Source organism: Cellulomonas endometrii, from assembly GCF_949769265.1.
GTDB lineage: Bacteria > Actinomycetota > Actinomycetes > Actinomycetales > Cellulomonadaceae > Cellulomonas > Cellulomonas endometrii.
On sequence record NZ_CATKPC010000004.1, the window covers coordinates 146,451 to 171,378 of the forward strand.

Here is a 24,928-nt window from a genome sequence, read left to right on the forward strand (position 1 = left end):
GGGGCCGGGGTCACCCCCTCGGGAGCAGGGCGCGGACCTCGGCGGCGAACGCCTCTCCTCGCGCGGCGTACGAGGAGAACTGGTCCATCGAGGCGCACGCCGGCGCCAGCAGGACGGTGGTGCCGTCGCCGGCGCGCGAGTCCGCCAGGCGGCGGGCCTCGGTCACGGCGCGGGTCATCACCGTCCCAGTGTCACCGGGATCCACGCGCACGACGGGGACCTGGGGGGCGTGTCGGGCGAGCGCGTCGGCGAGCGGGGCGGCGTCCACCCCGATGAGGACCACGCCGTGCAGGCGGTCCGCGCGCGAGGCGACCAGCTCGTCGAAGGTCGCGCCCTTGGCCAGGCCGCCGGCGATCCACACGACGCTGCCCGGCGCGAACGCGGCGAGCGCGGCGGCGGCGGCGTGGGCGTTCGTGGCCTTGGAGTCGTCCACCCAGCGGACGCCGTCCACCTCGGCGACGGTCGCGATCCGGTGCGCGCCGGGCTCGTAGGCGCGCAGGCCCTCCCGGACCGCCTCGGGCGGCACGCCGTGCGCGAGCGCGAGGCCGGCGGCCGCCAGGGCGTTCTGCACGACGTGCGGCGCGAGCCCGTCGGGGCCGGCCAGGTGGGCGAGGTCGTCGAACGTCGCGAGCTCCGCGGCGTGCGTGTGCCGCAGCGTGGCGAAGCCCCGGTCGACGAGCACCCGGTCGACCAGCCCGAGCTGCCCGACCGACGGCGCACCCAGGGTGAAGCCGACGGCGACGGCACCGTCGGCGACGTCGGCCTCGCGGACCAGGTGCTCGGTGGTGGGGTCGGCGGCGTTGTAGACGCAGGCGACCTCGACGCCCTCGTACACCCGGCCCTTGTCGGCGGCGTACGCCTCCAGGGAGCCGTGCCAGTCCAGGTGGTCCGCCGCGACGTTGAGCACGACGGCGGCCTGGGCGGCCATCGACGTGGTGTGGTGCAGCTGGAACGAGGAGAGCTCGACCGCCAGCACGTCGAGCGCGGGGTCGGTGGCCGCGAGCACGACGGGCGTGCCGACGTTCCCGACCGCGGCGGTGCGCCGGCCGGCGGCCCGCAGCACCGAGGCGAGCATCTCGACGGTGGTGGTCTTGCCGTTGGTCCCCGTGACGGCCAGCCACGGCGCGGGCCCGTCGCCGGTGTCGCGGTCGACCCGGAGCCGCCACGCGAGCTCGACCTCGCTCCACACCGGCACCCCGGCGTCGCGCGCGGCGGCCAGCAGCGGGTGCGCGGGCGGCCAGCCCGGGGACGCGACGACGACGTCCACGCCCTCGAGCCCGCCGCCGGCCAGGAACGCGGGGACGTCGCGCGCGTCGGCGTCCGCGGCGCGGTCGTCCACCGTGGTCACCGTCGCGCCGAGCCCGCCGAGCACGTCCCGGGCGGCGCGCCCGGAGACGCCCAGCCCGGCGACGACGACCCGCGCCGACGCGAGCCGGGCGCGCGTGAGCCCCGCGGGGTCCCCGGCCACGGTCAGCCCGCCACCCACTCGGCGTAGAAGATGCCCACGCCGAGCGAGACGAACAGCCCGGCGATCAGCCAGAACCGGATGACGATCGTGACCTCGCCCCACCCCGAGAGCTCGAAGTGGTGGTGCAGCGGTGCCATCTTGAACACCCGCCTGCCGGTCAGCTTGAAGAACCCGATCTGGATGACGTCGGACATCACGATGATGACGAACAGGCCGCCGATGATCGCCGCGAGCACCTCGGTCCGGGTGACGATCGACAGGCCGGCCAGCGCCCCGCCGAGCGCCAGCGAGCCGGTGTCGCCCATGAAGATCTTCGCCGGGCTGGCGTTCCACCACAGGAAGCCGAAGCACGCGCCGGTGATGGCCGCGGCGACCACCGCCATGTCGAGCGGGTCGCGGGTGTCGTAGCACCGCGCGCCCCCGGTGAGGGCGCACCGCTGGTTGAACTGCCACACGCAGACGATCACGTAGGACCCGAACACGATGAGCGAGGCGCCCGTCGCGAGCCCGTCCAGGCCGTCCGTGAGGTTCACGGCGTTCGACCACGCGGTGATGAGGAAGTTGGCCCAGACCACGAACAGGATCGCGCCGAGCGTCGCCCCGGCGAACGCCAGGTCCAGGTTGGTGTCGCGGATGAACGAGATGCTGGTGGACGCGGGGGTGCGCGCCGTCGCGTCGGGGAACTGCAGCGCCAGCACCGCGAACGTGATGCCGACGAAGCCCTGGCCGACGATCTTCCACCGCGCCGACAGCCCGAGGCTGCGCTGGCGGGAGATCTTGATGAAGTCGTCCAGGAACCCCACCACGCCGAGGCCGGTCATGAGGAACAGGACCAGCACGGCCGACGCGCTCGGCAGGTTCCCGGTGGCGACCGCGGCCACCGCCCAGCCGAGCAGCGTCGCGGCGATGATGACGACGCCGCCCATGGTCGGCGTGCCGCGCTTGGTGTAGTGCGCGGTCGGGCCGTCCTGGCGGATGAACTGGCCGTACTGCTTGCTGACCAGGAAGTTGATGAACAGCGGGGTGCCCAGCAGGGCGACGACCATGGCGACGCCGCCGGCGATGAGGACGGAGATCACGCGCGCACTCCCGTCCCGGACGTCAGCCGGTCGCCGAGCTGCCACAGCCCGGCGTCCTGCGAGGACTTCACCAGCACGACGTCGCCGGGGCGCAGCTCCTGCTCGAGCAGCTCGGCGGCGGCGTCCACGTCCGGCACCATGACGACCTCGTCGCCCCAGGACCCCTCGCGGACGGCGCCCGCGGCGATGCCCTGGGCGCCCGTGCCGACGACGACCGTCAGGTCGATGTTGAGGCGCACGACCTGCAGGCCGATGGCCTCGTGCTCGGCGCGCGCGTCGGGGCCGAGCTCCATCATCTCGCCGAGCACGGCGATCGACCGGCGCTCACGCCCGGACAGCACGGCCAGCGCGCGCAGCGCGGCCCGCATGGAGTCGGGGTTCGCGTTGTACGAGTCGTCGACCACGGTGACGCCGTCGGCGCGCTCGACCACGTGCATGCGGTGGGGGCTCAGCGCGTCGGCGGCGCTCAGCCCCTCCGCGACGTCCTCCAGCGGGATGCCGACGGCGAGCGCGGCGGCGGCGGCGGCCAGCGCGTTGTGGGCGTGGTGCTCGCCGACCAGGCGCAGGCGCACGTCGGCCCGGCGCCGCTCCCCCGCGGGGCCGTCCTCGACGGGGGGCACGGGCCCGGCGTCGAGCGTGAACGCCGCGCGTCCGGCGCGGTCCACGCTCAGGTCGACGGCGCGCACGTCGGCGGCGGACGTGGTCCCGAAGGTGGCGACCGGCCCGGGGGCCTTCTCCGCCATCGCGATCACCCGCGGGTCGTCGGCGTTCAGCACCGCGACGCCCCCGGGCACCAGGCCCTCGACGATCTCGGCCTTCGCCCGCGCGACCGCCTCGATGCCGCCGAAGCCGCCGAGGTGCGCGTGCCCGACGACCAGCACCACCGCGACGTCCGGCGAGGCGATCTCCGTGAGGTACTGCAGGTGCCCGATGCCGGACGCCCCCATCTCGAGGACGAGGAACCGGGTCTGCTCGTCCGCGCGGAGCACGGTCAGCGGCAGGCCGATCTCGTTGTTGAAGGACTTCTCCGGCGCGACCGTCGGGCCCGCCGCCGCGCAGAGCTGCGCGAGCAGGTCCTTCGTCGTGGTCTTGCCGACCGACCCCGTCACGCCGATGACCCGCAGGTCGGTGCCGCCGGGCTCGACCGCGGCCTCCCGGAGCTGCGCGAGCACGGCGCGCGCCAGGTCGCCGAGCGCCTTCTCGACGTCGTCCACCACGACCGCGGGGAGCGGGACGGGGCCGCCGTCGTCCGGCCCGTCGTGGGTGAGCGGCCGCGCGGCGAGCACCAGGCCCGCGCCCGCGCGCACCGCGGCGCCGGCGTAGTCGTGGCCGTCCACGTGCTCGCCGGGCAGCGCCACGAAGAGCGAGCCGGGCTGGACCTGCCGGGAGTCGACGACCACCGGCCCGGTCACCACCGTCGCGGGGTCCAGGTCCTTCGGGGACAGCCGGCCACCCGTCGCGGCCGCCACCTGCGCCGCCGTCATCGCGATCACGCGTGCTGCTCCTGCGCCTGCCGCCCCTCGCGCGCCGTCAGGGCGGCGTCGGCCGCCCGCAGCACGTCGCGGTCGTTGTACCGGTGGAAGACCCCGGCGATCTCCTGGGTCGGCTCGTGGCCCTTGCCGGTGATGATGATGGTGTCCAGCTCCGTCGCGAGGTCGAGGGCGTCGTGGATGGCCTGCGTGCGGCTGGTGGCCTCGTGCACGTCGGCGAGGTCGGGGCGCTCGTCGCGGACCCCGGAGAGGATGGCCGCCCGGATGGACGCGGGGTCCTCCGAGCGGGGGTTCTCGTCGGTGACGACGAGCACGTCGGCGAGGCGCGCGGCGATCCGGCCCATGATCGGGCGCTTGCCCTGGTCGCGGTCGCCGTCGGAGCCGAACACGAGGACCAGCCGGCCGGGCGTGATCGGGCGCACCGCCTCGAGGGCGAGGACGAGCGCGTCCGGCGTGTGGGCGTAGTCCACGAGGCACAGCGGGCGGGCCGACGGGCCCCCGCGGCGCTCGATGACGCGCTCCATCCGGCCCGGCACGCCCTGGGAGCTGCCGACCGCGTCGATCGCGACGTCCAGGTCGACCCCGGCGCGGTGCGCGAGCACGACGGCCAGCGCGGCGTTGGACACGTTCACCAGCCCGGGCAGCGGGCTCGCCGCCGCGTGCTCGACGCCGTCCGGCCCGCGCAGCGTGAAGGTCGACCCCACGCCGTCCAGCCCGATCTCGGCGTCGACGACCGCCCAGTCGGCGGTCTGCGCCTCGGGCGTGCCCACGTGCGTGGCGACGGTCTCGACGGGGATCTCCGCCTCGGCGGCGAGCCGGCGGCCCCACTCGTCGTCGACCACGACCACGCCGCGGCGGGCGTGCCCGGGGCGGAACAGCTGGGCCTTCGCCTGGAAGTAGCCCTCCATGTCGCCGTGGAAGTCGAGGTGGTCGCGCTGCAGGTTGGTGAAGCCGGCGACGCCGAGCTCCAGGCCGTTCATCCGGCCGAGCGCGAGCGCGTGCGACGACACCTCCATCGCGGCGGCGGTCGCACCGCGCTCCAGCCCGAGCGCCAGCACCGACTGCACGACCGGGGCCTCGACGGTGGTGCGCGGGCTCTCGATCGCCTCGTCGCCGATCCGGAGCTCGACGGTGCCCATGACCACCGTGCGCTCGTGCGCGCGGCGCAGGGCCGAGTCGACGAAGTAGGTGGTGGTGGTCTTGCCGTTGGTCCCGGTGATCCCGACCGTGGCGAGGCGACGGCCCGGGTGGTCGTGCAGCCACGCGGCCATCGGTCCGGCCACGGCCCGGGGGTCGTCGGTCACGAGGACGGGCAGCGCGCGCAGCGCCGGCTGGTCCGCCGCGAGGTCCGCGAGCAGCCCGGCACCGGCGGCGTCCGTGACGACCGCCACGGCTCCCGCGCCGACCGCCTGCGGCGTGTGGGCGGCGCCGTGGGTGTGCGCGCCGGGCACCGCGACGAAGACGTCGCCGGGGAGCACGTCCCCGCTGGCGACGGTGATGCCCGAGGTCACGAGGTCCGACGGCACCGGCGCGCCGGCCCGGAGGAGCCCGAAGGCGTCGGCGAGGTCGGCGACCCGGCGGCTTCGGGGCTGCTCCGGCCGCAGCCGGCCCTGCGGGGACGTCATAGGGAGAATCTACCGCGCAGGTCGGTGACCCCCGCGACCGCAACGGTGTGACGGACGGTGCTCACGCGTGCCTCACCAGGTGGTCGGGAACAGCTGCGGCGGCGTGCCGCTGGGCGCGACGCCGAGCTCGGTGAGGGCGTAGCCGGCCACTTCCGAGAACACGGGCGCGGCCACGGTGCCGCCCCACTCGGACGTCCGCGGGTTGTGCAGCACGACGCTGAGCGCGATCGCCGGGTCGTCGGCCGGCGCGACGCCGATGAAGGACGCGGTGATGCCCTGCGAGCCGTCCGCCGCCCACGACTGCGCGGTGCCGGTCTTGCCGGCCACCCGGTAGCCCGGGATGTTCGCCGACGAGCCGGTGCCCTCGTCGACCGCGCTCTCCATCATCGTGAGCACGGTGTCCGCGGTGGTCTGCGACACGACCGGAGTGGCCGTGGGCGCCGCCGCCGGGGTGTACGTGCCGTCCGGCTCGTACCAGCCCTTGACGAGGTGCGGCGCGATCCGGACGCCGTCGTTCGCGATGGTCGCGAACACGTCGGTGGCCTGCAGCGCGGTGGACGACACGGCCTGCCCGAACAGCACGGCGTACTTCGACCGGCCGTCCCAGTCCTCCGCCGGCTTGAGGATGCCCGGCGACTCGTTCGGCAGCTCGATGCCCGTCCGCTGGCCGAACCCGAACTTCGACAGGTAGTCGTAGCGGACCTGCTGCGGGATGTTCTGGCCGATCATGACGGTGCCGGTGTTGGACGACTCTGCGAGGATGCCGGTGGTGGTCAGCCGCAGGCCGCTGTGCTCGTGCGAGTCCTTGAACGTCTGGTTGTTCGACGTCGTGTACTGGTACGGCACCTCGAACTGGCTCAGCGGGTCGACCAGACCCGTCTCGATCGCGGCGGCCATCGTGATGACCTTCGCGGTCGACCCGGGCTCGAACACGTCGGACACCGCGCTGGACCCGCCCAGCAGGTCCGTGGTGGCGCCGGGGTTGTTCGGGTCGACGGTGCGCGACTCGGCCATCGCGAGGATCTCGCCCGTCTTCGGGTCGAGGGCCACGATCGAGCCCGAGTCCGAGCCCGTCGCCGCGACCTGCGCCTCGATCGCCTGCATGGCCTTCCACTGCAGGTCGGCGTTGATCGTCAGCTGCACGCTGCGTCCGTCCGTCGCCTGCGTGGACTCCTCGTAGCCGCCCGGGATCTGCTGGCCGCCGCGACCGCGCTCGTACGTCGTGGTGCCGGGCGTGCCGGACAGCTCCTCGTCGAGCATCGCCTCGATGCCCTGCGCGCCGACGCCCTCGCCGTTCACCCAGCCGAGGATGTTGCCCGCCAGGTTCCCGTTCGGGTACATCCGCTGGGCGACCTGCTCGGCGCTGATGCCGTTGATCCGCAGCTCGCTGACCGCCTGCCACACCTCGGGCAGCACGTTGTCGGCAACCTTGCGCCACCCCGCGTCGCCGTCCAGCTTCGCGCCCAGCTCCGCGGCGTTGACGCCGAGCAGCGGGGCCAGCAGCTGCGCCGCGCCCGCCGCGCCGGAGTAGGTCTCGCCGTCGACCTTCGCCGACCAGGTGGCGACCTGCTTCTGGTTGACGACGATGTCGAACCGGTCCACCGAGGTCGCCAGCACCTCGCCCTGGGAGTCGGTGATCTGGCCGCGCGCCGCGACGATCTGCGCGGTCGTCAGCCGGTCCTCGAGCGCCTCGGCGGCGATCGCGTCGCCCTGGAAGCCCTGCAGCCACAGGAGCCGGCCGGAGAACACGGACAGCAGCAGCGCCACCACCACGACCAGGACGCCGCGGCGCCGGTTGAGGGTCCGGACGCTCGGGCCGCCGGGACGCCGGGGGCCGCGGGGGCCGACCGGGCCGCGCTGCGTCGGGACGGCGCTGGCGGCACGAGCAGCGGGACGCACGGCCCCGCCGGGACGGGCCGGGCGCGCCGGGCCGCTCGACCGGCGGGTCGGCGCCGTCACTGGCCCGCTCCCGCGCCGCCCTGCACCGTGCCGTCGGCCAGCCGCAGCCAGGCCGTCGGGCCGGCGGGCTCCATGCCGAGCTCCCGCGCCCGCTGGGCGAGGTTCGCGGGGGCCTTGTTCGCGTCGATCTCGGCCGAGAGCTGCTGCTCCGTGCGGGCCAGCTCCGCGAGGCGGACGTCCATGGTGCGCGTGGCGTAGGCGCCCGCCGCGAGCTGGGTGTTGAGCAGCAGCGCGGACAGCAGCGCCGCCGCGAGGATCGCCATGCACGTGACCACGAACGGCACGTGCGTGCGTGCCTGGGCCGGCGGGCGAACGAGCCGGAGCCGCGGGCGCGCCGGCGCCTGGGCCGGCTCGGCGGACGGACGGGGGCGGACGCGCGGGGCAGGCACCCGCGCTGCGGCCTGCTCGGCGCTCATGCGGTTCTCCTCGGTCCGGTACGGGGGCGGGTGCTGCGGCCGCCGCGGGGTCGGTCGTCGGGGGCAGCGGGGCGCAGGTGCTCGGGCGTCGCCCGCACCCGCTCCGCCCCGCGCAGCCGCACGGACTGCGAGCGCGGGTTGCGGGCGAGCTCGGCCTCGTCGGCCTCCTCCGCGCCCCGCGTCAGCAGCCGCAGGTACGGCTCGTGGGTGTCCGGCACGACGGGCAGCCCGGGCGGGGCGCTGATCTCGGCCCCCGCGGCGAACGCCCGCTTCACCAGGCGGTCCTCGAGCGACTGGTAGGCCTCCACGACGATGCGGCCGCCGACCACCAGCGACTCGACCGCCGCCGGCACCGCGCGCGCCAGCACCGCCAGCTCGTCGTTCACCTCGATGCGCAGGGCCTGGAACGTGCGCTTCGCCGGGTTGCCGCCGGTCTGCCGCGCCGCCGCCGGGATGCCCGCGCGCACGAGGTCGACCAGCTCGCCCGACCGCTCGACCGGCGCCTTCTCCCGCGCCTGCACGATGCGGCGGGCGATCCGGCCGGCGAACCGCTCCTCGCCGTACTCGCGCAGCACCCGCGTGAGGTCCGCCTCGCTGTAGGTGTTGAGGACCTCCGCGGCGGTCAGGCCGCGCGTCGGGTCCATCCGCATGTCCAGCGGCGCGTCCTGCGCGTAGGAGAAGCCGCGCTCCGCCTCGTCCAGCTGCAGCGACGAGACGCCGAGGTCCATCAGCACGCCCTGCACGCCGGGCAGCCCCAGCTCGTCCAGCACGTCCGGGATCTCGTCGTACACCGCGTGCACCGGGGTGAACCGGTCGCCGAACCGCTCCAGCCGGCCGGACGCGAGCCGCAGGGCCTCCGGGTCGCGGTCGATGCCGACCACCCGCACGTGCGGCATCGCGGCCAGCACGCCCTCGGTGTGCCCGCCCATGCCGAGCGTGGCGTCGACCAGCACCGAGCCGGGCTCCGCGAGCGCCGGGGCCAGCAGGTCCAGGCAGCGCTGCAGGAGCACCGGCGTGTGCCGGGACGCGGGGTCGCGCTCGGTCATGCGGGCCTCCTCTCGGCCGTGCTGCGGTGGGGTGCTGCGGTGGGGTGCTGCGTGGTGCGGTGCTGCGTGGTGCTCGTCGCGCTGGACCGGGGTGGTCGGGCAGCCCCTCCGCCGTCCGACCAGATCCCCCACCGGCCCTCTGACGCCGGGGAAGTGCGTCAGAGCTGCCGGGGGGAGGTCTCACCGGGCGGTGGTGGTGCGTCTCGTGCGGGTCCAGCGGGCGGTGCGGGTGGTGCGGTGGTCCGGGGTGGTGCGGTGCGTCGGTCAGAAGGCGCCGGGGAAGACCTCCTCGGCGGTCTCGGCGTACCCGGCCTCCTGCTGCGCCAGGTACGTCTCCCACGCCTGCAGGTCCCAGACCTCGACGCGGGTGCCGGCGCCGATCACGGCGACGTCCCGGTCCAGGCCGGCGTAGGTCCGCAGCATCGACGGGATCGAGATGCGGCCCTGCTTGTCGGGCACCTCGTCGGAGGCGCCGGAGAGGAACACGCGCAGGTAGTCCCGCGCCTGCTTGCTCGTCACCGGGGCCTGCCGGAGCTTGTCGTGCATCCGCGCGAACTCGTCGAGCGGCAGCAGGAACAGGCAGCGGTCCTGGCCCCGGGTCATGACCAGGCCCTGGGCGAGCTGGGGGCGGAACTTGGCCGGGAGGATCAGCCGCCCCTTGTCGTCCAGCTTCGGTGTGTGCGTCCCGAGGAAGGGCACAGAGGCGCCGATACCGGCCAGCGCCTGCTCGAACCCCACGTCCACCTCCCCCGGACCGCGCCCCCGGGCACCCCTCGGCACCCTGTGGCTCCACGGTACTCCACTTCACTCCACCTGTAACGGAGGAATCGGCGGCAGGCGGGTGATTCTGAGGCGTCCGCCCAGGTCAGCAGCGGTGGAGCGGGGTGGAGGACGCGGGGCGGACCGGACGGCGCTGGCGCCACCGCGCGACCGTGGTTCGCGGCGGGGCGAATCGCCGCAGCCAGCGCATCGGCGCAGGTCACCAGCGGTTTCCGGCCAGGACGCACCTGCGCCCTGCCCCGAGCCGGGAGTGCCGTGGAGCACCGTGGAGCGGCCCCGCACCGGCCGGGTGGGGGGATGTGGAGGAGGGAGGGAACCGGAGCACCCCCCACGCAGCGGCCCGGCCGCTTAGGCTTCCCCCAGCCGACCGAGGGGGTCCCATGCCGCGAGCACTGCCCGGCACGTCCGAGATGGACGAGCTCATCGACGTGACCGACCGGATGCGCGCGGGGATCGACCGCGTCGTCACCGGCCGGCCCGAGCTGGTCCGGACCACGGTCGCCGTGCTGCTCGCCGAGGGGCACCTGCTCCTCGAGGACGTGCCCGGCGTCGGCAAGACCACGCTCGCCAAGGCGCTCGCCCGCACGATCGACTGCACCGTCGGGCGGGTCCAGTTCACGCCGGACCTGCTGCCGAGCGACCTCACCGGCGTCACGATCTACCGCGCGGCCACCCAGGAGTTCGAGTTCCGCCCCGGGCCCGTGTTCTCGCACATCGTCATCGGGGACGAGATCAACCGCGCCTCCCCCAAGACGCAGTCGGCCCTCCTGGAGTCGATGCAGGAGGCGCAGGTCACCGTCGACGGCACGACCTACCCCCTGCCGCACCCGTTCCTCGTCGTCGCGACCCAGAACCCGGTCGAGATGGAGGGCACCTACCCCCTGCCCGAGGCCCAGCGCGACCGGTTCATGGCCCGCCTGACCGTCGGCTACCCGAGCGAGGAGGCCGAGCTCGCGATGCTGGACCTCCAGGAGACGTCCGACCCGCTCGCGCACCTGTCCCCCGTCACCGACGCCGCCCAGGTGGGCCGGCTGATCGCGGTCACCCGGCAGCTCTACGCGTCCCCCGCGGTGAAGCAGTACGTGGTCGACCTGGTCTCCGGCACCCGCGAGGACCCGGCCCTGCGCCTCGGTGCCTCCCCCCGCGCCGCGATCCAGCTGCTCCGCGCCGCCAAGGGCCTGGCGGCGGTCGGCGGCCGCGACCACGTGCTCCCGGACGACGTCCAGCAGCTGGCGGAGCCGGTGCTGGCGCACCGCGTGATCCTCAGCGCGGAGTCCCGCCTGTCCGGGCGCACCGCGCAGGACGTGATCGGCGACCTCGTCGCGCGCACCGGCGTCCCCGCCCCGGTGCGCACGGCGGTCCGCGACCGGACCGCCGCGGGCTGATGCGGCTCCGCCCGACCCGCCGCGGCGTGGGCCTCGTGGTCCTCGGCCTCGTCGTGGGCGCCGCCGGGACCGCGTTCGGGTCCACCGACCTCCTCACCATCGGCACGCTGCCCGTGCTGCTGGTGGTCCTCGGGCTGATCGGCGTCGGCGTCGTCGACCCCGGCCGCGGGCGCGGGCTGCAGACGCGCCGCTCCGTGCGGCCCGACCCGGTGCACGTCGGCCGCACCGCCGACGTCGAGGTCGAGGTCGCGCTGGCCCGCGGCGCCTCCCGGGCCCGGCTCACCGACCTGCGCCTGCGCGAGCAGGCGGCCGTCGAGCTGTCCGGGGGCCGGCCGCTGCGCGCCACCGTCGCCCGCGAGCCGCGGGCCGTCCGGCTCCGCTACCCCGTGCTGGCCACCCGCCGCGGCCGGTGGGCGCTCGGCCCCCTCGTGGTGTCCCGCACCGACCCCTTCGGCGTCGCGCGGGTGCAGGCGACGCTGGGCGACCGCGAGACCGTCACCGTCTGGCCGACCGTGGTGGACCTGCCGGTGCCCCGCGAGCTGCTGGTCGCCGAGCCCGAGCGGTCGGTGGTCGGCGCCCGGTCCCCCGCGGCCGACGACGCCGCGCTGCGCGACTACCGGATGGGCGACGACCTGCGCCGGGTGCACTGGCCCAGCAGCGCGCGGCGGGGCGAGCTCGTCGTGCGCTCGGACGAGCGCGCGGGCATGCGCCCCGTCACCGTGCTGCTGGACCAGCCGGCCCCCGGCGACGCGCTGGAGTGGAGCATCTCGCTGGCCGCGTCGGTCGCGGTCGCGCTGCACGCCGCGGGCCACCCGACGCACCTGCTCACGGGCGCCGCCATGGACGACCCGCGCGCGGTGCGCATGGAGGCCCCCGGGCGCGCGCAGCTCCTGGAGGCGACCGTTGACCTGGGCGGCCGGCCCGACGCCGCCACCGCCGAACGGGCGCTGCTCGCGGAGATCCGGGGGCTCGACGACGCCGACGGCGGCTTCGGCCTCGTCGTCGCGGTCCTCGGCGCGCAGGGCCCCGCCGGGCGCGCCGCCCTGGCAGGCGTCAGCCAGACCCGCCCGGCCTGGGCCGTCGTCCGCGGGGGCGAGCACGACGAGCACGCCGTCGCGACGGCCCGCTCCCTGCGCCGGGCCGGCTGGCGGGTGGTCCAGGCCGTCCCGGGCGAGGACCTCGCCGAGACCTGGTGGCGGCTGACCGGGAGCACGCGATGACCGGGGGCGGGCGATGACCGGGGGCACGGCGCTGCGCAGCGGGTGGCGGTCCCCGGCCGCCACCGCCCTGGTCGCCCTCGCCACCTGCACGGCGCTGGGCGCGCTCTCCGGCCTGCTCGCCGGCGGCTCCTGGTCCTGGCACGCCGCCCTCGCCGTCGCCGGGACGGCCGCCGTCGTCGGCGGCGTCCGCAGCATCACCCGGTCGACGTGGCTGCCGTCCCTCGCGGGGCTCGTCGCCGGCGCGTACGGGCTGCTCGCCTGGTACGCGACGCCACCCGGGTCGAACCCGCTGCTCCCCGGCCCCGGGACCGTCGAGCGCGCCGGCCAGCTGTTCGGCCAGGCCACGCAGCTCATCGAGACGTCCGTGGTGCCCATGCCGGTGTGGCCGCCGGTCGAGCTCGTCCTCGTCGGCGCGGCGCTGCTCGTGTTCCTCGCGGCCGACCTGCTCGCCGTGGGCTGCGGCATGCCCGCGCTCGCCGGGCTTGCGTACCTCGCGGTGTGGACCCCCGCGGTCGTCCTCGGGTTCCCCGGCAGCACGTGGGCGCTGGCGGCGACCGGCTTCCTGTACCTCCTGCTGCTCGCGCTCGCGCAGGTGCCCGTGAGCCGGGAGCGCGGCACACGCCGGGCGGCGGTCGTGGTCACCGGCGCCGCCGGGCTGGTCGTGGTCACCCTGGCCGCCGGCCCGGTCGTCGCCGCGGTGCCCGCGTGGTCGTGGCTGGAGCTGCCGGACGTCGGCACGGGCGCCGTCGGCCCGGTCCGGCTGGCCGACGACCTGGACCTGCGGGACAGCCTGCGGGAGCAGTCGTCGCAGGTGGTCCTCCGCTACACCGTCGACGGCGTGCGCTCGGACGACGACGAGAGCGACGCGCCCGCCGCGACGGCGTCGCTCGTCGGCCCGCTGCGGTCGTTCACGCTCCGCGACTTCGACGGCCGCACCTGGCAGCGCGACCCCGAGGCGCAGCTCGCCGAGTGGGACCCGGAGCGGCTCCTGTCCTCCGACCCGGAGCTGGTCGGCGCCGCGCCCGACGCCGGGCGAGGCACCCTGGCCGACGTGCGGGTCGAGGTCGGCGCCCTGCGGGAGCAGCGGCTGCCCGTCAGCACGTTCCCGCGCACGGTCGACATCGACGGTGCCTGGAGCTACGACCCGGCCCGCGACGAGGTCGTCGGCCGGGACCGCACCGAGGTCGGCACGACGTACCAGATGCTCGTCGAGGTGCCGGACCTCAGCCCCGAGCTGCTCCGCACCTCGACCGGCGACCTGCCCGACGACGTCGACGGATACCTCGACGTGCCCGGGACCGAGCACGAGGACGACCTGCGCGCCCTCGCCGCCGAGGTCACCTCGGGCGCAGAGACCGCCTACGACCAGGCGCTCGCGCTCCAGACGTACTTCCGGGACGGCACGCGGTTCCGCTACGACACCTCCGTCGACGCCGCGACCACCGACGACGCCGTCTGGGACTTCCTGGAGAGCCGGCGCGGGTACTGCGTGCAGTACGCCACCGCGATGACCGTCCTGGCCCGCACGCTCGGCATCCCCGCCCGGCTCGGGGTCGGGTTCCTGCCCGGCGACATCGGCTCCGACCAGGTGTACCGGGTGACGGGGGCCGACGCGCACGCCTGGCCCGAGCTGTACTTCCCCGGCACCGGCTGGGTGCGCTTCGAGCCGACCCCCGCCGTGCAGACCGGCCCGCCGCCCGCGTGGAGCAACCCGTACAGCGCCACGGCGCCGTCGTCCTCGCCCAGCGCCGCCGTCCCCCTGCCGAACGCCGTGCCCTCCGCCGGGGCCAGCACCGCGCCCGGCAGCTCGGGGAGCGGCCTGCCCGGCGGCACCACCGACGACGCCTCACGGGCGCCGTTCGTCGTCGTCGCACTCCTGGTCGCCGGCGTCGCCGCGGCCCTCGGGGCGCTCGCGCTGCGGCGGCGCCGCGGCCCCGCGCACCGGCTGACCCCCGAGCTCGCGTGGCGGCGCCTGCGCGACCGGTTGCAGCGCGCCGGGATCACCTGGTCCGACGCGCACACCCCGCGGCAGGCCGCGGCCTCCGTGCGGGACCAGGTGCTGGCGCGCCGCGGGCGCCCGCTCTCCCCCGACGGCGACCGGGCGCTCACCGCGCTGGCCCGCGCCGTGGAGCGCGACCGGTACGCCCCCGACCCGGACGCCCACGAGCCGGCGGAGCTGCAGGAGTGGATCGCGACGGTGCTGACCGACGTGAGCACGTCCACCCGGGGCGAGTCGCCGGAGGCGCTCCCCGCGCAGGCGTGACGCGCACCGCGCCGACGTCGTTTCGCCGAGATCGGCACTCCGCGGCCCAGGTCGGCACCGGGAGCTGCCGACGTCGGCCACGAGGTGCCGACCTCGGCCGACTGCGGACGTCCGCCGGTCGCGGCCGTCGCGGGCCGAGCGGCGCCGATCGGTCGCATGGCCGGGTCCGGGCGCGCGTGATCGTCCGAGCCGGTGCCGCCTGGCGGCCGCTCAGCCCAGCGGGGAAGGGGTCAGCGCCCCTGCTCCCGACGCCGGTCCCAGCGGTCCTCCATGCGGTTCATGAAGCTCTTCTTCTTCGGGGGCGCCGGCCGCGTCGCGGTGCCGTCGGGACGGACGACACCGACAGGTCCACCGGCCCGACGCGGACGCGTGAACGCGATCGCGACGGAGGCGAACATGACGACGAAGCCCAGGACCCCGAGCCACACCTCGGACGACGCGGCGCCGCCCACGAGCAGCAGCAGGCCGACGACGGCACCGATGCCGCCGAGGACATACCGCAGGACCGGCCGTCGACCACGCGAGGTGAGCGTGTTCGCGAGCCGGGGATCGTCAGACGTGAGCTGACGCTCCATCTGCTCCAGTACACGTTGTTCGTACTCGGAGAGAGGCATTCCGACCCCCGTGCTCCGCCGTCGGGACTTCTTCGCCTCAGGATAGATGGCGTTCGCGGAAGTCGGTAGTCGGCGCCTCACCCGTCCCGAGTGACATCGGGCGCTCGGGCTGCAACGGCGCCTCGCCGGTGTCTCCGGGCTGCCGCGGGTCGCCCCGCCGCACGGTCCGCCCGACCGCGGGGGTGCCCGCGCCGATGGCCGACCGGCCGAACCGCTCGCGCACCAGATCCATCGCCCGCTCGGCGTCGCGGCGGGCGTCGACGTTCTCCGCCACCGCCTCCTCGAGCGTCGGCTGCCGCACGGCGTCCGCGGCCGGGACCAGCCCCTCCGCACGCACGCCGACGAGCCGCACGGGGAGGCCGCCGAGGTCCGCCGCGGCGAGCAGCTCCCTCGCCGCGAGGTAGATCTCCCGCCCGACGTCCGACGGCTGCGGCAGCGTCCGCGAGCGGGTGAGCGTCCGGAAGTCGGAGGTCCGCACCTTCACCGACACCGTCCGGGTCGCGAGCCCCTGCGCGCGCAGCCGGCCGGCGCACCGGTCGGCGAGCTCGAGCGCCTTGCTCTCCACGACGCGCATGTCGCGGACGTCGACCGCGAAGGTCTCCTCCGCGCCGACGCTCTTCTCCTCACGGCCGGGCGTGACGGGCCGCGGGTCCCGGCCCCACGCCAGGTCGTACAGATGCGCGCCCGCCACGCGGCCGACCGCCCGCTGCACGGTGCCGACGTCGCTGTCCGCCAGCTCGGCGACGGTCCGGATGCCCCAGCGCTCGAGCGAGGCCGCTGTGCGCTCCCCCACGCCCCACAGGGCACCGACGGGCAGCACCCGCAGGAAGGACACGGTCGCGTCCTTGGGGATGAGCAGCACGCCGTCCGGCTTCGCGTGCCCGGAGGCGAGCTTCGCGACGAACTTCGTGGCCGCGACCCCCACCGAGCAGGTGATGTCGTGCTCCGCCTGCACGCGCTCCCGGACGAGCGCGGCGATCCGGGTCGGGCTGCCGAGGCGCCGGCGCGCACCGCTCACGTCGAGGAACGCCTCGTCCACGCTCACCTGCTCGACCAGGGAGGTGACGTCGCGCAGGATGCTCATCACGCTGCGCGAGACCTCGTCGTACGCGTGGTGGTCGGGCGGGACGACGACGGCCTGCGGGCACATGCGGCGCGCGGCCGACATCGGCATCGCCGAGTGCACGCCGAACGCCCGGGCCTCGTAGGTCGCCGCGAGCACGACCGACCGCTCCGAGCCGCCCACGATCACCGGCTTGCCGCGGAGGTGGGGGCGCCGCGCGAGCTCCACGGACGCGAAGAAGGCGTCCATGTCCACGTGCAGGATCGAGCACCCGTCCTCCTCGGCGCCCCAGTCCCGCCGCGCCTCCTGCGAGCGGGGGCCTCTGCTCATCCGGCGCGCGCCTCGCCGATGCCGCCGGCCATGCCCGCGGCCTCGAGCTCCTGGCGCACGATGTCCAGGAAGTCCTCCGCGTGGCACAGCACCTGCTCGGCGCGCGCCGCGCTCACCGCGTCGAACCGGCCGGCGTCGATCGCGGCGCGCAGTCCGGCGCCGCCTGCGAAGTAGCTGGACCAGCGACCGAGCTCCGGCGCGACCTGGTCCAGCAGCTCCCAGACCGTCCGCGGGGCGCGCCGGCCGGACAGCGGCTGCCGCTCGGCCAGCACCGCGGCACCGGCCCGCAGCGCGGCGAGGTGGGCGTGCGTGAACTGCTCCCAGGGCTCCGGGGAGAACTGCGCCGCGACCAGCTCGGCGTCCGCACGCTGCAGCAGCTCCGCCGCGCGGCCGGACAGCCCCGGTGCGGCGCTCCGCGGGGCACGAAGGGTGTTGACCGGCATCGCGCACCTCCCTCTCTCGACTTCCCCAGTATCGAACACCTGTTCGAACGCGTCAACCCGTACGGTGGGGCGATGGCGTCCCGTGACCGATCCGGCAGGCCAGCCTCCCACCGACCACCGACACGGGCCGCTGCGCGCCGGACGCCCGCGTGGCCCGAGGGGCCGGTCCCGATCGCGACGGGCACCGCCGAGGTCCAGACCTCCCCGGACGACCCGGACGCCGTCACGCTCCTGGTCAACGGCGTGCCGAGCTCGCACCTCGACCTCGCGGACCCCGAGCGGCTCGACTTCGAGTACATGCAGCAGATGGCGGCCGTCCTCGACCACCTGCCGCCGGCCGACGGCCCGTTCCGCGCCGTGCACCTGGGCGCTGCCGGCTGCGCGATGGCCCGCTGGGCGCACTCCCGGTTCCCCGGCGCCCGCCAGGTCGCCGTCGACCTGGACCCGGTGCTGGTCTCGCTGGTGCGGGAGTGGTTCGACCTGCCCCGCTCGCCCGCCCTGCGGCTGCGCGCGGGCGAGGCGCGGGCGGAGCTCGCCACGCTGCCGGGCTCCAGCGCCGACGCCGTGCTGCGGGACGTGTTCGCCGGTGACCGCACGCCCCCGCACGTCACGACCGAGGAGTTCGTCCGGGACGTCGCGCGGGTGCTGCGGCCCGGCGGCGTCTACCTCGCGAACTGCGCCGACCGGCCCCCGCTCGCCCTGGCGCGCGCGGAGGCGGCGACCGTCGCGACGGTGTTCGCCCACGTGGGCGTGGTGTCGGAGCCGGCGCTGCTGCGCGGCCGCCGGTACGGCAACCTGCTCGTGGTCGGCACCGACGACCCGGACGTGCTCGCGAGCGCCCCGCTGGCCCGGGCGCTGCGGTCGCTGCCCGTGCCGGCCCGGCTGCTGGCCGGTGACGAGCTGCGCGCGTTCGTCGGCCGGACCCCGCCCCTGCGCGACGCGGCGCCCGAGGTGGAGCCCGACGGCGACGTCGACGCGGGCTAGCGGCACCGGGCGCGACCGGCACCGGGCGCGACCGGCACCGAGCGCGACCGGCACCGGGGACGAGCGGCGGCGGCGACCCCGGACGCGGACGAGGCCGCACCCCCGAAGGGATGCGGCCTCGTCACGGAGAGCCCGTCGGTGACGGGCGCGTCCGTCGGATCAGAGCGGGCGGACCTGCTCGGCCTGCGGGCCCTTGGGGCCCTGCGTGATCTCGAACTCGACGCGCTGACCCTCCTCGAGGCTGCGGTAGCCCGAGGAGTCGATGGCCGAGTAGTGGACGAAGACGTCGGCGCCGCCGCCGTCCTGGGCGATGAACCCGTAGCCCTTCTCAGCGTTGAACCACTTGACAGCACCCTGTGCCATGTTCTTGTCCTTCTGTCCATCCGGTGACGATGCGGGGCCCCGTGCCCCGGACCGTGCCGCAATGCCTATCCCGCGTCCTGCACCGGGTGCACCAGCCGGATGGCTGGAAGGTGCCGCCGGGCTCTCCCCGAGGGGTTCCCGCCGGCGCCGGTCAAGCGTCAGTACGTCACTGCAACACGGCGATCTTCTCACGCAGGTCATCGGCGCGCCATGGTTCTTCCCGCCCGGGATCCGGCTCCCCGACAACGATCCGGTCACGGAACGGTCACAGGACGACCACGGGCCACGTCGGGCGGCGACAGGCAGCGCCGGGAGCCGAGACGCGCACCGCCCCCGCGTCAGACCACGAGCCCCGGGTGGGCCCGGCGGGCCCGGCGGCGGCCGACCAGCATGCCGACCACGCCGACGGCCCACGGCACGGCCACCCACGCGAACGCGGCCCGGAACGCGTCGAGGTCGCGCGCGCCGCCCCCGACGCGGTCGAGCACCACGCCCACGACGAGCATGGTCACGAGCGCACCCACGAAGCCGCCGGTGTTGACGAACCCGGTCGCCGTCCCGAGCCGCTGCGGCGGGGTGCACGACCGCGCCACGTCGAACGCCACGAGCGACGTCGGCCCGCCGACGCCGACCACGACGACGAACAGCGCCAGCACGCCCGCCGGCACCGGGACGTCGGGCACCGTGACGGCGAGCCACGCGAGCCCGATCGCGACGGAGGTGCCGAGCGCGAGCGGCGTCCGCGCCGACGGGTGACGGCCGACGACCACGCCGACGACCGGCCCGGCGACGACCGCCGCGACCACGTTGAGCGTCAGGAGCGCGCTGGCCTCCCCCGCGGTGCGCCCCTGCCCCTCGACGAAGAACGCGAACCCCCACAGGAGCACGACGACGTGGTTGCTGAACTGCCCGGACAGGTGCATCCAGAACCCGAGCCAGGCGCCGGGGTCCCGCAGGACCGCCCGCAGCGCCCGCGGCTCCCGGGGCGGGCGCACCCGCGCCGGGCCGACGCGCCGCCGCAGCAGGCCCACGCGGCGCCCGCGGGCCGACCGGCCGGCGTCCGCGACCTGCGGCGGTTCCGGCGCGTCCCGCACGACCGCGAGCACGGCCACCGCCGCGACGACGCCGACCGCCGCCACCGACAGGAACGTCGTCCGCCAGCCCTCGGCGTGCAGCAGCGCCACGACCGGGACCGCCGACAGCACCTGCCCGACCTGGCCGACCGACCCGGTGAGCTGCGTCATCAGCGGGACCCGCCGGACCGCGAACCACGCCGGCACCAGCCGGACGACCGAGACGAACGTCAGCGCGTCACCGGCCCCGACCAGCACCCGGCCGGCGAGCACCCAGGTCGCGGACGGCGCGAGCGCCAGGACCGTCTGGCCGAGCGCCATGCCCAGCGCGCCGGTCGCGACGAGCACGCGCGGGCCGTACCGGTCGAGCAGCACGCCGACGGGCACCTGCAGCAGCGCGTACACCACCAGCTGCGCGACGGCGACGGTGGCGAGCAGCGCGGACGAGATGCCGAACCGCTCGGTGACCTCCAGCGTCGCGACGCCGAACGACGACCGGTTCATGATGGCGACGACGTAGGCGCCGACGCCGACGGACCAGACGAGCAGAGCGCGGCGGTCGGAGGTCACGTGCAGCCATTCTGCCGTGCCGGACCGCCGCGCCCGTGCGCGGTCGTCGTGCGGGGGTCAGCGCCCCGGGTTCTCGCCGCCCTGCTCCGCGAGGAACCGCTCGAACTCCTCGCCGAGCTGGTCCGCGGTAGGGATCTCGGAGGTCTCGGCCAGCAGGCTGGGCCGGCCGATGTTCCGGCTGAACGCGTCGTACTGCTGCTCGAGCGCGTGCACGACGGCGGCGACCTCGGGCGAGTCCTCGACCTGCCGCTCGACCTCCAGCAGCGTCTCCTCGGCGGCGGACGCCAGCTCGCCCAGGTCGAGCTCCAGCCCCGCGGCGCGCTGCACGTGCTCGAGGCCGGTGATGCTCGCCTGCGGGTACGGCGACTGCGCGAGGTAGTGCGGGACGTGCACCGCGAACCCCATGGCGTCGTGCCCGGACTGGCCGAGCCGGATCTCCAGGAGCGAGCCGGCGTCGGCCGGCACCTGCACGGTCCCGAACCAGGACGTGTAGTCGGCGACCAGCTCCGGGCGGTTCGCGTGGGCGGTGACCGAGAGCGGCCGGGTGTGCGGGATGCCCATGGGTATCCCGTGCATGCCGACCGTCAGGGGGACGTCGAACCGCTCGACGATCTGGCGCACCGCCGCGGCGAACCGCTCCCACTGCACGTCGGGCTCGACGCCGTGCAGGAGCAGGAACGGGACCCCGGACGTGTCGCGCACGAGGTCGATCGCGAGCTCCGGCTCGTCGTACTCGCCCCAGTGGTCGGAGTCGAACGTGACGGTGGGGCGCCGGGAGCGGTAGTCGAGCAGCTGGTCGACGTCGAAGGTCGCGAGCCGCTCGCTCGACAGCTGCTCGGTCAGGTGCTCGGCGGCGAGCCGCCCGGCGCCGCCGGCGTCGACGAAGCCCCGCACCGCGTGCACGAGCACCGGCCCGCTGCCTCCCGCGGCCCGCGCCTCGACCTCGGCGGCCACGACCGGGTCGACGGCGTAGATCTCGCTCGGGTCCAGCATGGGTCCTCCTGGTGTCGCGAAGAGCTGTGCCGTCGCTGCGACGGCGTTCCGAGGATCACAACACCGCGGGCCACCCACCTCTTCCCGCGTCCGGACACGCGTCCTCGCAGGTGCGGCCGGACGGGTGGCCGGACGCGGACGTGCGTGACACGGCACGCCGGCGATGGCGGATAATGGACGGCCGCTCGCGCCGGGTGCACCCCGGCGGACACGCGCGGCAGGACGACCGACGGGAGCAGGCGTGAGCGGGATCGAGGCGCAGCTGGCCGCCGAGCAGCAGGTCGTGGACCGGCTGTACGCGCGGCTCGACGAGCTGCGGGAGCAGACCCGCGAGCGCCTGGCGGAGGTGCGCCGGGTCGGCCCGTCCGGCTCCCCGCAGAACCGCTCCGAGCGGGACGCGTTCGCGACGCTCTACGAGGACCGGCTGGCCCGGCTCGAGGCCGTCGAGGACCGCCTCGCGTTCGGGCGGCTCGACCTGTCGGAGGGCGGGCGCCGGTACATCGGCCGCATCGGGCTGAACGACGCCGAGCACGCGTCGCTGCTGACCGACTGGCGCGCGCCCGCGGCCCAGTCGTTCTACCGGGCCACGTCCGCGCAGCCCGACGGCGTGCTGCAGCGCCGGCACCTGGTGACGCGCGGACGCCGGGTGACCGGGCTCGAGGACGAGGTCCTGGACCTGGACGCGCTGGCGGACGGCGACGCGGCCGACCAGCTCGGCGAGCTGTCGGGTGAGGGCGCGCTGCTGGCGGCGCTGGCGGCGCGGCGCACCGGCCGGATGGGCGACATCGTCGCGACGATCCAGGCGGAGCAGGACGCGATCATCCGCGCGGAGCTCGCGGGCGCGCTGATCGTCCAGGGCGGCCCGGGCACCGGGAAGACGGCCGTGGCGCTGCACCGCGCGGCCTACCTGCTCTACGCGCACCGCCGGACGCTGGAGCGCTCCGGCGTGCTGCTGCTCGGGCCCAGCCGGACGTTCCTGCGGTACATCGACCAGGTGCTGCCCTCGCTCGGCGAGACCGGCGTCGTGTCGACGACGGTGGGCGAGCTGTTCCCGGGCCTCGTGGCCTCCGGCGAGGAGGACGACGTCGTCGCCGAGATCAAGGGCCGCCTGGTGTGGCGCCGGATCATCGAGCGGGCCGTGCGCCAGCGGCAGCGGGTGCCGGAGCAGCCGACGACCGTGAAGATCGACGGCCGCACGATCGTGGTGCGCCCGAACGACGTCCGGTCGGCGATCGCCCACGCCCGCCGCGGGCACCGGCCGCACAACCAGGCGCGCGTGACGTTCGTGCGCGACATGCTGGGTCGGCTCGCCGAGCAGTACGTCAGCCAGCTCGGCTGGTCGGTCGCGCCGGACGAGCGCGGCGAGATCATCGAGGAGCTGCGCACGACCCGGGAGATCCGCGTCGCGCTGAACCTCGCGTGGATGCCGCTGACGGCGCAGGGCCTGGTGGCGGCGCTCCTGTCCCGGCCGGCCCGGCTGGACGCGGCGGCGCCCGAGCTCTCCGCCCACGAGCGCGCGGCCCTGCTGCGCGACGCCGACGCGCCGTGGACCGCGGCGGACGTGCCCCTCCTGGACGAGGCGGCCGAGCTCCTCGGCGAGGACGACCAGGCCGCGCGGGCGCAGGCCAAGCACGACGCGACGCAGCGCGCGCAGGAGCTCGACTACGCGCGCCAGGTGCTCCAGCAGTCCGGGGGCGGCCTGGTGTCCGCCGAGCTGCTGGCCGACCGGTTCGCGTCCAGCGGACCCGCCCTGACGACCGCCGAGCGCGCCGCAGCCGATCGCACGTGGACGTACGGCCACGTGGTCGTCGACGAGGCCCAGGAGCTGTCCCCCATGGCGTGGCGGATGGTGCTGCGCCGGGTCCCGACCCGCTCGCTGACGGTCGTCGGCGACGTCGCGCAGACCTCGACGGCCGCCGGGACGCGGGACTGGGCGGCCACGTTCGACCGCGTGCTCGCGGGCGGGTGGCGGCTCGCGGAGCTGACCGTCAACTACCGCACGCCGGCGTCGGTGGCCCGGACGGCCGAGCGCGTCGGGCGCGCGGCGGGGCTGCCCCTGAGCCCGACGACCTCCGCGCGGGACGTCGAGGACGCGCTGCGCACCGAGAGCGTCGACGCCGCGCAGGTCGCGGAGACGGTGGCACGGGTCGCGGAGGAGGCCCTCGCGGAGGTGCGGGACGCGAACGGCGCCGGGCGCGTGGCGGTCATCGCGGCCCCCGAGTCGGTGCGCGTGCTGGCCGCGGTGCTGCCCGGGGCCGGCGCCACCCGCGCCGGGGCGCCGGACCTCGACGCGCCGCTGACGCTGATGACCCCCACGCAGAGCAAGGGCCTGGAGTTCGACGTGGTGGTGCTGGTCGAGCCGGCGGACGTGCTCAAGGGCGGCGCCGGTGACCTGTACGTGGCGATGACCCGCCCGACGCAGGGGCTGCGCGTGGTGCACTCCCGCCCGCTGCCGGCGGGGTGGCACGGGCCGGACGGGGACTGAGTGTCCGAGGACCGGGACCGGCTTGGAGCCGGGAGCGGCGAGGCGCACCATAGGGGCGTGCTACGCGCCCTGCTCCTCGAGAACCTGCACCCCCAGGCCCGCGCCATCATGGAGGCGGCCGGCTACGAGGTCGTCACGCGCTCCGGCGCGCTGGACGAGTCCGAGCTGATCGAGGCCCTGCAGGGGGTGCACCTGCTGGGCATCCGCTCCAAGACGCAGGTCACCGAGGCCGTGCTGGACGCCGCGACGGACCTCGTCGCGATCGGCGCGTACTGCATCGGGACCAACCAGGTCGACCTGCACGCGGCGGCGTCCCGCGGCGTCGCGGTGTTCAACGCGCCGTTCTCCAACACCCGCTCGGTGGTGGAGATCGCGCTCGCCGACATCATCGCGCTGACCCGGCGCCTCACCGTGCTCGACCGCTCGATGCACGACGGCGTCTGGAACAAGTCGGCCGAGGGCTCGCACGAGGTGCGGGGCCGCACGCTGGGCATCATCGGCTACGGCAACATCGGCACCCAGCTGTCGGTGCTGGCCGAGAACCTGGGCATGTCGGTCGTGTTCTACGACACCGCCGAGAAGCTGGCCCTGGGCAACGCGCGGCGCGCCGACTCGCTCGACGAGCTGCTCGACGTGGCCGACATCGTCACGCTGCACGTCGACGGCCGCAGCGGCAACGCCGGGCTGTTCGGCGCGAAGCAGTTCGCCCGCATGCGGGAGGGCGCGATCTTCCTCAACCTGTCCCGCGGCTTCGTGGTCGACTACGCCGCCCTGCGCGACGCGGTCCTGTCCGGCCACGTCGCCGGTGCGGCGGTCGACGTGTTCCCCGTCGAGCCGAAGCGCAAGGGCGACCCGTTCGAGTCCGAGCTGCGCGGCCTGCCCAACGTGATCCTGACCCCGCACACCGGCGGCTCCACGGAGGAGGCGCAGGAGGCGATCGGCCAGTTCGTGTCCAACAAGCTGCGGGACTACCTCGGCACCGGCACGACGATGCTCAGCGTCAACCTGCCGAACCTCACGCTGGAGCCGCGCGAGGGCGTGCACCGGCTGGCGTACCTGCACCGCAACGTGCCCGGCGTGCTCGCGGCCGTCAACCAGACGCTCGCGGAGCACGGCGCGAACATCGAGGGCCAGCTGCTCGCCACCCGCGGCGAGGTCGGCTACGTGGTCACGGACGCCGGCTCGGTGGAGCGCGAGGTCGTCGAGGCGCTGCGGTCCCGCCCGGAGACCATCCGCCTGCGCGTCGTCTCCTGACGCCCCGGCCCGATACGGTCGGGGA

20 protein-coding genes are annotated in these 24,928 nt (G+C 75.7%); 6 read left to right on the forward strand and 14 right to left on the reverse strand.

The annotated features are described in order from the left end of the window. Window positions 1-10: 10 nt before the first annotated feature. From murD to mraZ, 8 genes are all read right to left on the reverse strand, one after another. A complete protein-coding gene (gene murD, locus QNH85_RS06605; protein ID WP_282945416.1) occupies window positions 11-1,468 on the reverse strand; it encodes a UDP-N-acetylmuramoyl-L-alanine--D-glutamate ligase in 1,458 nt (485 codons plus the stop codon). Between the two features lie 2 nt (window positions 1,469-1,470). Further along, on the reverse strand, window positions 1,471-2,547 hold the full coding sequence (mraY, locus tag QNH85_RS06610) for a phospho-N-acetylmuramoyl-pentapeptide-transferase (protein ID WP_282945417.1): 1,077 nt from the start codon (window positions 2,545-2,547) through the stop codon (window positions 1,471-1,473). Beyond that, a complete protein-coding gene (locus QNH85_RS06615; RefSeq protein ID WP_282945418.1) occupies window positions 2,544-4,040 on the reverse strand; it encodes a UDP-N-acetylmuramoyl-tripeptide--D-alanyl-D-alanine ligase in 1,497 nt (498 codons plus the stop codon). Before QNH85_RS06615 ends, mraY begins: the two co-directional genes overlap by 4 nt. Further along, on the reverse strand, window positions 4,037-5,662 hold the full coding sequence (locus QNH85_RS06620; protein ID WP_282945419.1) for a UDP-N-acetylmuramoyl-L-alanyl-D-glutamate--2,6-diaminopimelate ligase: 1,626 nt from the start codon (window positions 5,660-5,662) through the stop codon (window positions 4,037-4,039). The genes QNH85_RS06615 and QNH85_RS06620 overlap by 4 nt, the downstream gene beginning before the upstream one ends. Before the next feature lie 72 nt (window positions 5,663-5,734). Next, entirely contained in the window at window positions 5,735-7,621 is a 1,887-nt protein-coding gene (locus tag QNH85_RS06625) for a peptidoglycan D,D-transpeptidase FtsI family protein (protein ID WP_282945420.1), read from the reverse strand. Beyond that, window positions 7,618-8,037, reverse strand: a complete 420-nt coding sequence (gene ftsL, locus QNH85_RS06630) for a cell division protein FtsL (RefSeq protein WP_213280929.1) — start codon at window positions 8,035-8,037, stop codon at window positions 7,618-7,620. Before ftsL ends, QNH85_RS06625 begins: the two co-directional genes overlap by 4 nt. Beyond that, on the reverse strand, window positions 8,034-9,083 hold the full coding sequence (rsmH, locus tag QNH85_RS06635) for a 16S rRNA (cytosine(1402)-N(4))-methyltransferase RsmH (RefSeq protein ID WP_282945421.1): 1,050 nt from the start codon (window positions 9,081-9,083) through the stop codon (window positions 8,034-8,036). Before rsmH ends, ftsL begins: the two co-directional genes overlap by 4 nt. A gap of 264 nt (window positions 9,084-9,347) precedes the next feature. Beyond that, window positions 9,348-9,782, reverse strand: coding sequence for a division/cell wall cluster transcriptional repressor MraZ (mraZ, locus tag QNH85_RS06640; RefSeq protein WP_249668996.1), 435 nt, complete (start codon window positions 9,780-9,782; stop codon window positions 9,348-9,350). 461 nt (window positions 9,783-10,243) lie between these two features. On the opposite strand from mraZ, the gene QNH85_RS06645 reads away from it, so the two are divergent. Genes QNH85_RS06645 through QNH85_RS06655 form a run of 3 tightly spaced genes read left to right on the forward strand, consistent with a single transcriptional unit; the run spans window position 10,244 to window position 14,731 of the window. Beyond that, window positions 10,244-11,248 carry an AAA family ATPase gene (locus QNH85_RS06645; protein ID WP_213280926.1) on the forward strand — a complete coding sequence of 335 codons (1,005 nt, stop codon included), beginning with the start codon at window positions 10,244-10,246 and terminating at the stop codon, window positions 11,246-11,248. Window positions 11,249-11,274: 26 nt separating this feature from the next. Further along, entirely contained in the window at window positions 11,275-12,468 is a 1,194-nt protein-coding gene (locus QNH85_RS06650) for a DUF58 domain-containing protein (RefSeq protein ID WP_282945422.1), read from the forward strand. A 13-nt stretch (window positions 12,469-12,481) separates the two neighbouring features. After that, the gene (locus QNH85_RS06655) at window positions 12,482-14,731 is read left to right on the forward strand and encodes a DUF3488 and transglutaminase-like domain-containing protein (protein WP_282945423.1); all 2,250 of its coding nucleotides are present in this window, start codon (window positions 12,482-12,484) and stop codon (window positions 14,729-14,731) included. A gap of 230 nt (window positions 14,732-14,961) precedes the next feature. On the opposite strand, the gene QNH85_RS06660 is transcribed toward QNH85_RS06655, so the two are convergent. Genes QNH85_RS06660 through QNH85_RS06670 form a run of 3 tightly spaced genes read right to left on the reverse strand, consistent with a single transcriptional unit; the run spans window position 14,962 to window position 17,181 of the window. Continuing rightward, entirely contained in the window at window positions 14,962-15,345 is a 384-nt protein-coding gene (locus QNH85_RS06660) for a DUF3040 domain-containing protein (protein WP_213280922.1), read from the reverse strand. A gap of 37 nt (window positions 15,346-15,382) precedes the next feature. After that, window positions 15,383-16,738, reverse strand: coding sequence for a DNA polymerase IV (gene dinB / locus QNH85_RS06665; RefSeq protein WP_282945424.1), 1,356 nt, complete (start codon window positions 16,736-16,738; stop codon window positions 15,383-15,385). Further along, entirely contained in the window at window positions 16,735-17,181 is a 447-nt protein-coding gene (locus QNH85_RS06670) for an SAV_6107 family HEPN domain-containing protein (protein ID WP_282945425.1), read from the reverse strand. Before QNH85_RS06670 ends, dinB begins: the two co-directional genes overlap by 4 nt. A 72-nt stretch (window positions 17,182-17,253) precedes the next feature. Between QNH85_RS06670 and QNH85_RS06675 the strand changes: the two genes are divergently transcribed. After that, on the forward strand, window positions 17,254-18,165 hold the full coding sequence (locus QNH85_RS06675) for a spermidine synthase (RefSeq protein WP_282945426.1): 912 nt from the start codon (window positions 17,254-17,256) through the stop codon (window positions 18,163-18,165). Window positions 18,166-18,324: 159 nt separating this feature from the next. Here QNH85_RS06675 and QNH85_RS06680 read toward each other — a convergent pair whose 3' ends face one another. The 3 genes from QNH85_RS06680 to QNH85_RS06690 form a co-directional block, all read right to left on the reverse strand. Beyond that, window positions 18,325-18,528 (reverse strand): cold-shock protein, encoded by a 204-nt coding sequence (locus tag QNH85_RS06680; protein WP_154731012.1) that lies wholly within the window; start codon window positions 18,526-18,528, stop codon window positions 18,325-18,327. A gap of 338 nt (window positions 18,529-18,866) precedes the next feature. Further along, window positions 18,867-20,171 carry an MFS transporter gene (locus QNH85_RS06685; protein WP_282945427.1) on the reverse strand — a complete coding sequence of 435 codons (1,305 nt, stop codon included), beginning with the start codon at window positions 20,169-20,171 and terminating at the stop codon, window positions 18,867-18,869. A 57-nt stretch (window positions 20,172-20,228) separates the two neighbouring features. Then, window positions 20,229-21,164, reverse strand: coding sequence for a proteasome assembly chaperone family protein (locus QNH85_RS06690; protein ID WP_213280915.1), 936 nt, complete (start codon window positions 21,162-21,164; stop codon window positions 20,229-20,231). A 241-nt stretch (window positions 21,165-21,405) separates the two neighbouring features. Between QNH85_RS06690 and QNH85_RS06695 the strand changes: the two genes are divergently transcribed. After that, entirely contained in the window at window positions 21,406-23,649 is a 2,244-nt protein-coding gene (locus QNH85_RS06695) for a HelD family protein (protein ID WP_282945428.1), read from the forward strand. A 57-nt stretch (window positions 23,650-23,706) separates the two neighbouring features. Continuing rightward, on the forward strand, window positions 23,707-24,903 hold the full coding sequence (gene serA / locus QNH85_RS06700) for a phosphoglycerate dehydrogenase (protein ID WP_282945429.1): 1,197 nt from the start codon (window positions 23,707-23,709) through the stop codon (window positions 24,901-24,903). The last annotated feature ends 25 nt before the right edge of the window (window positions 24,904-24,928 follow it).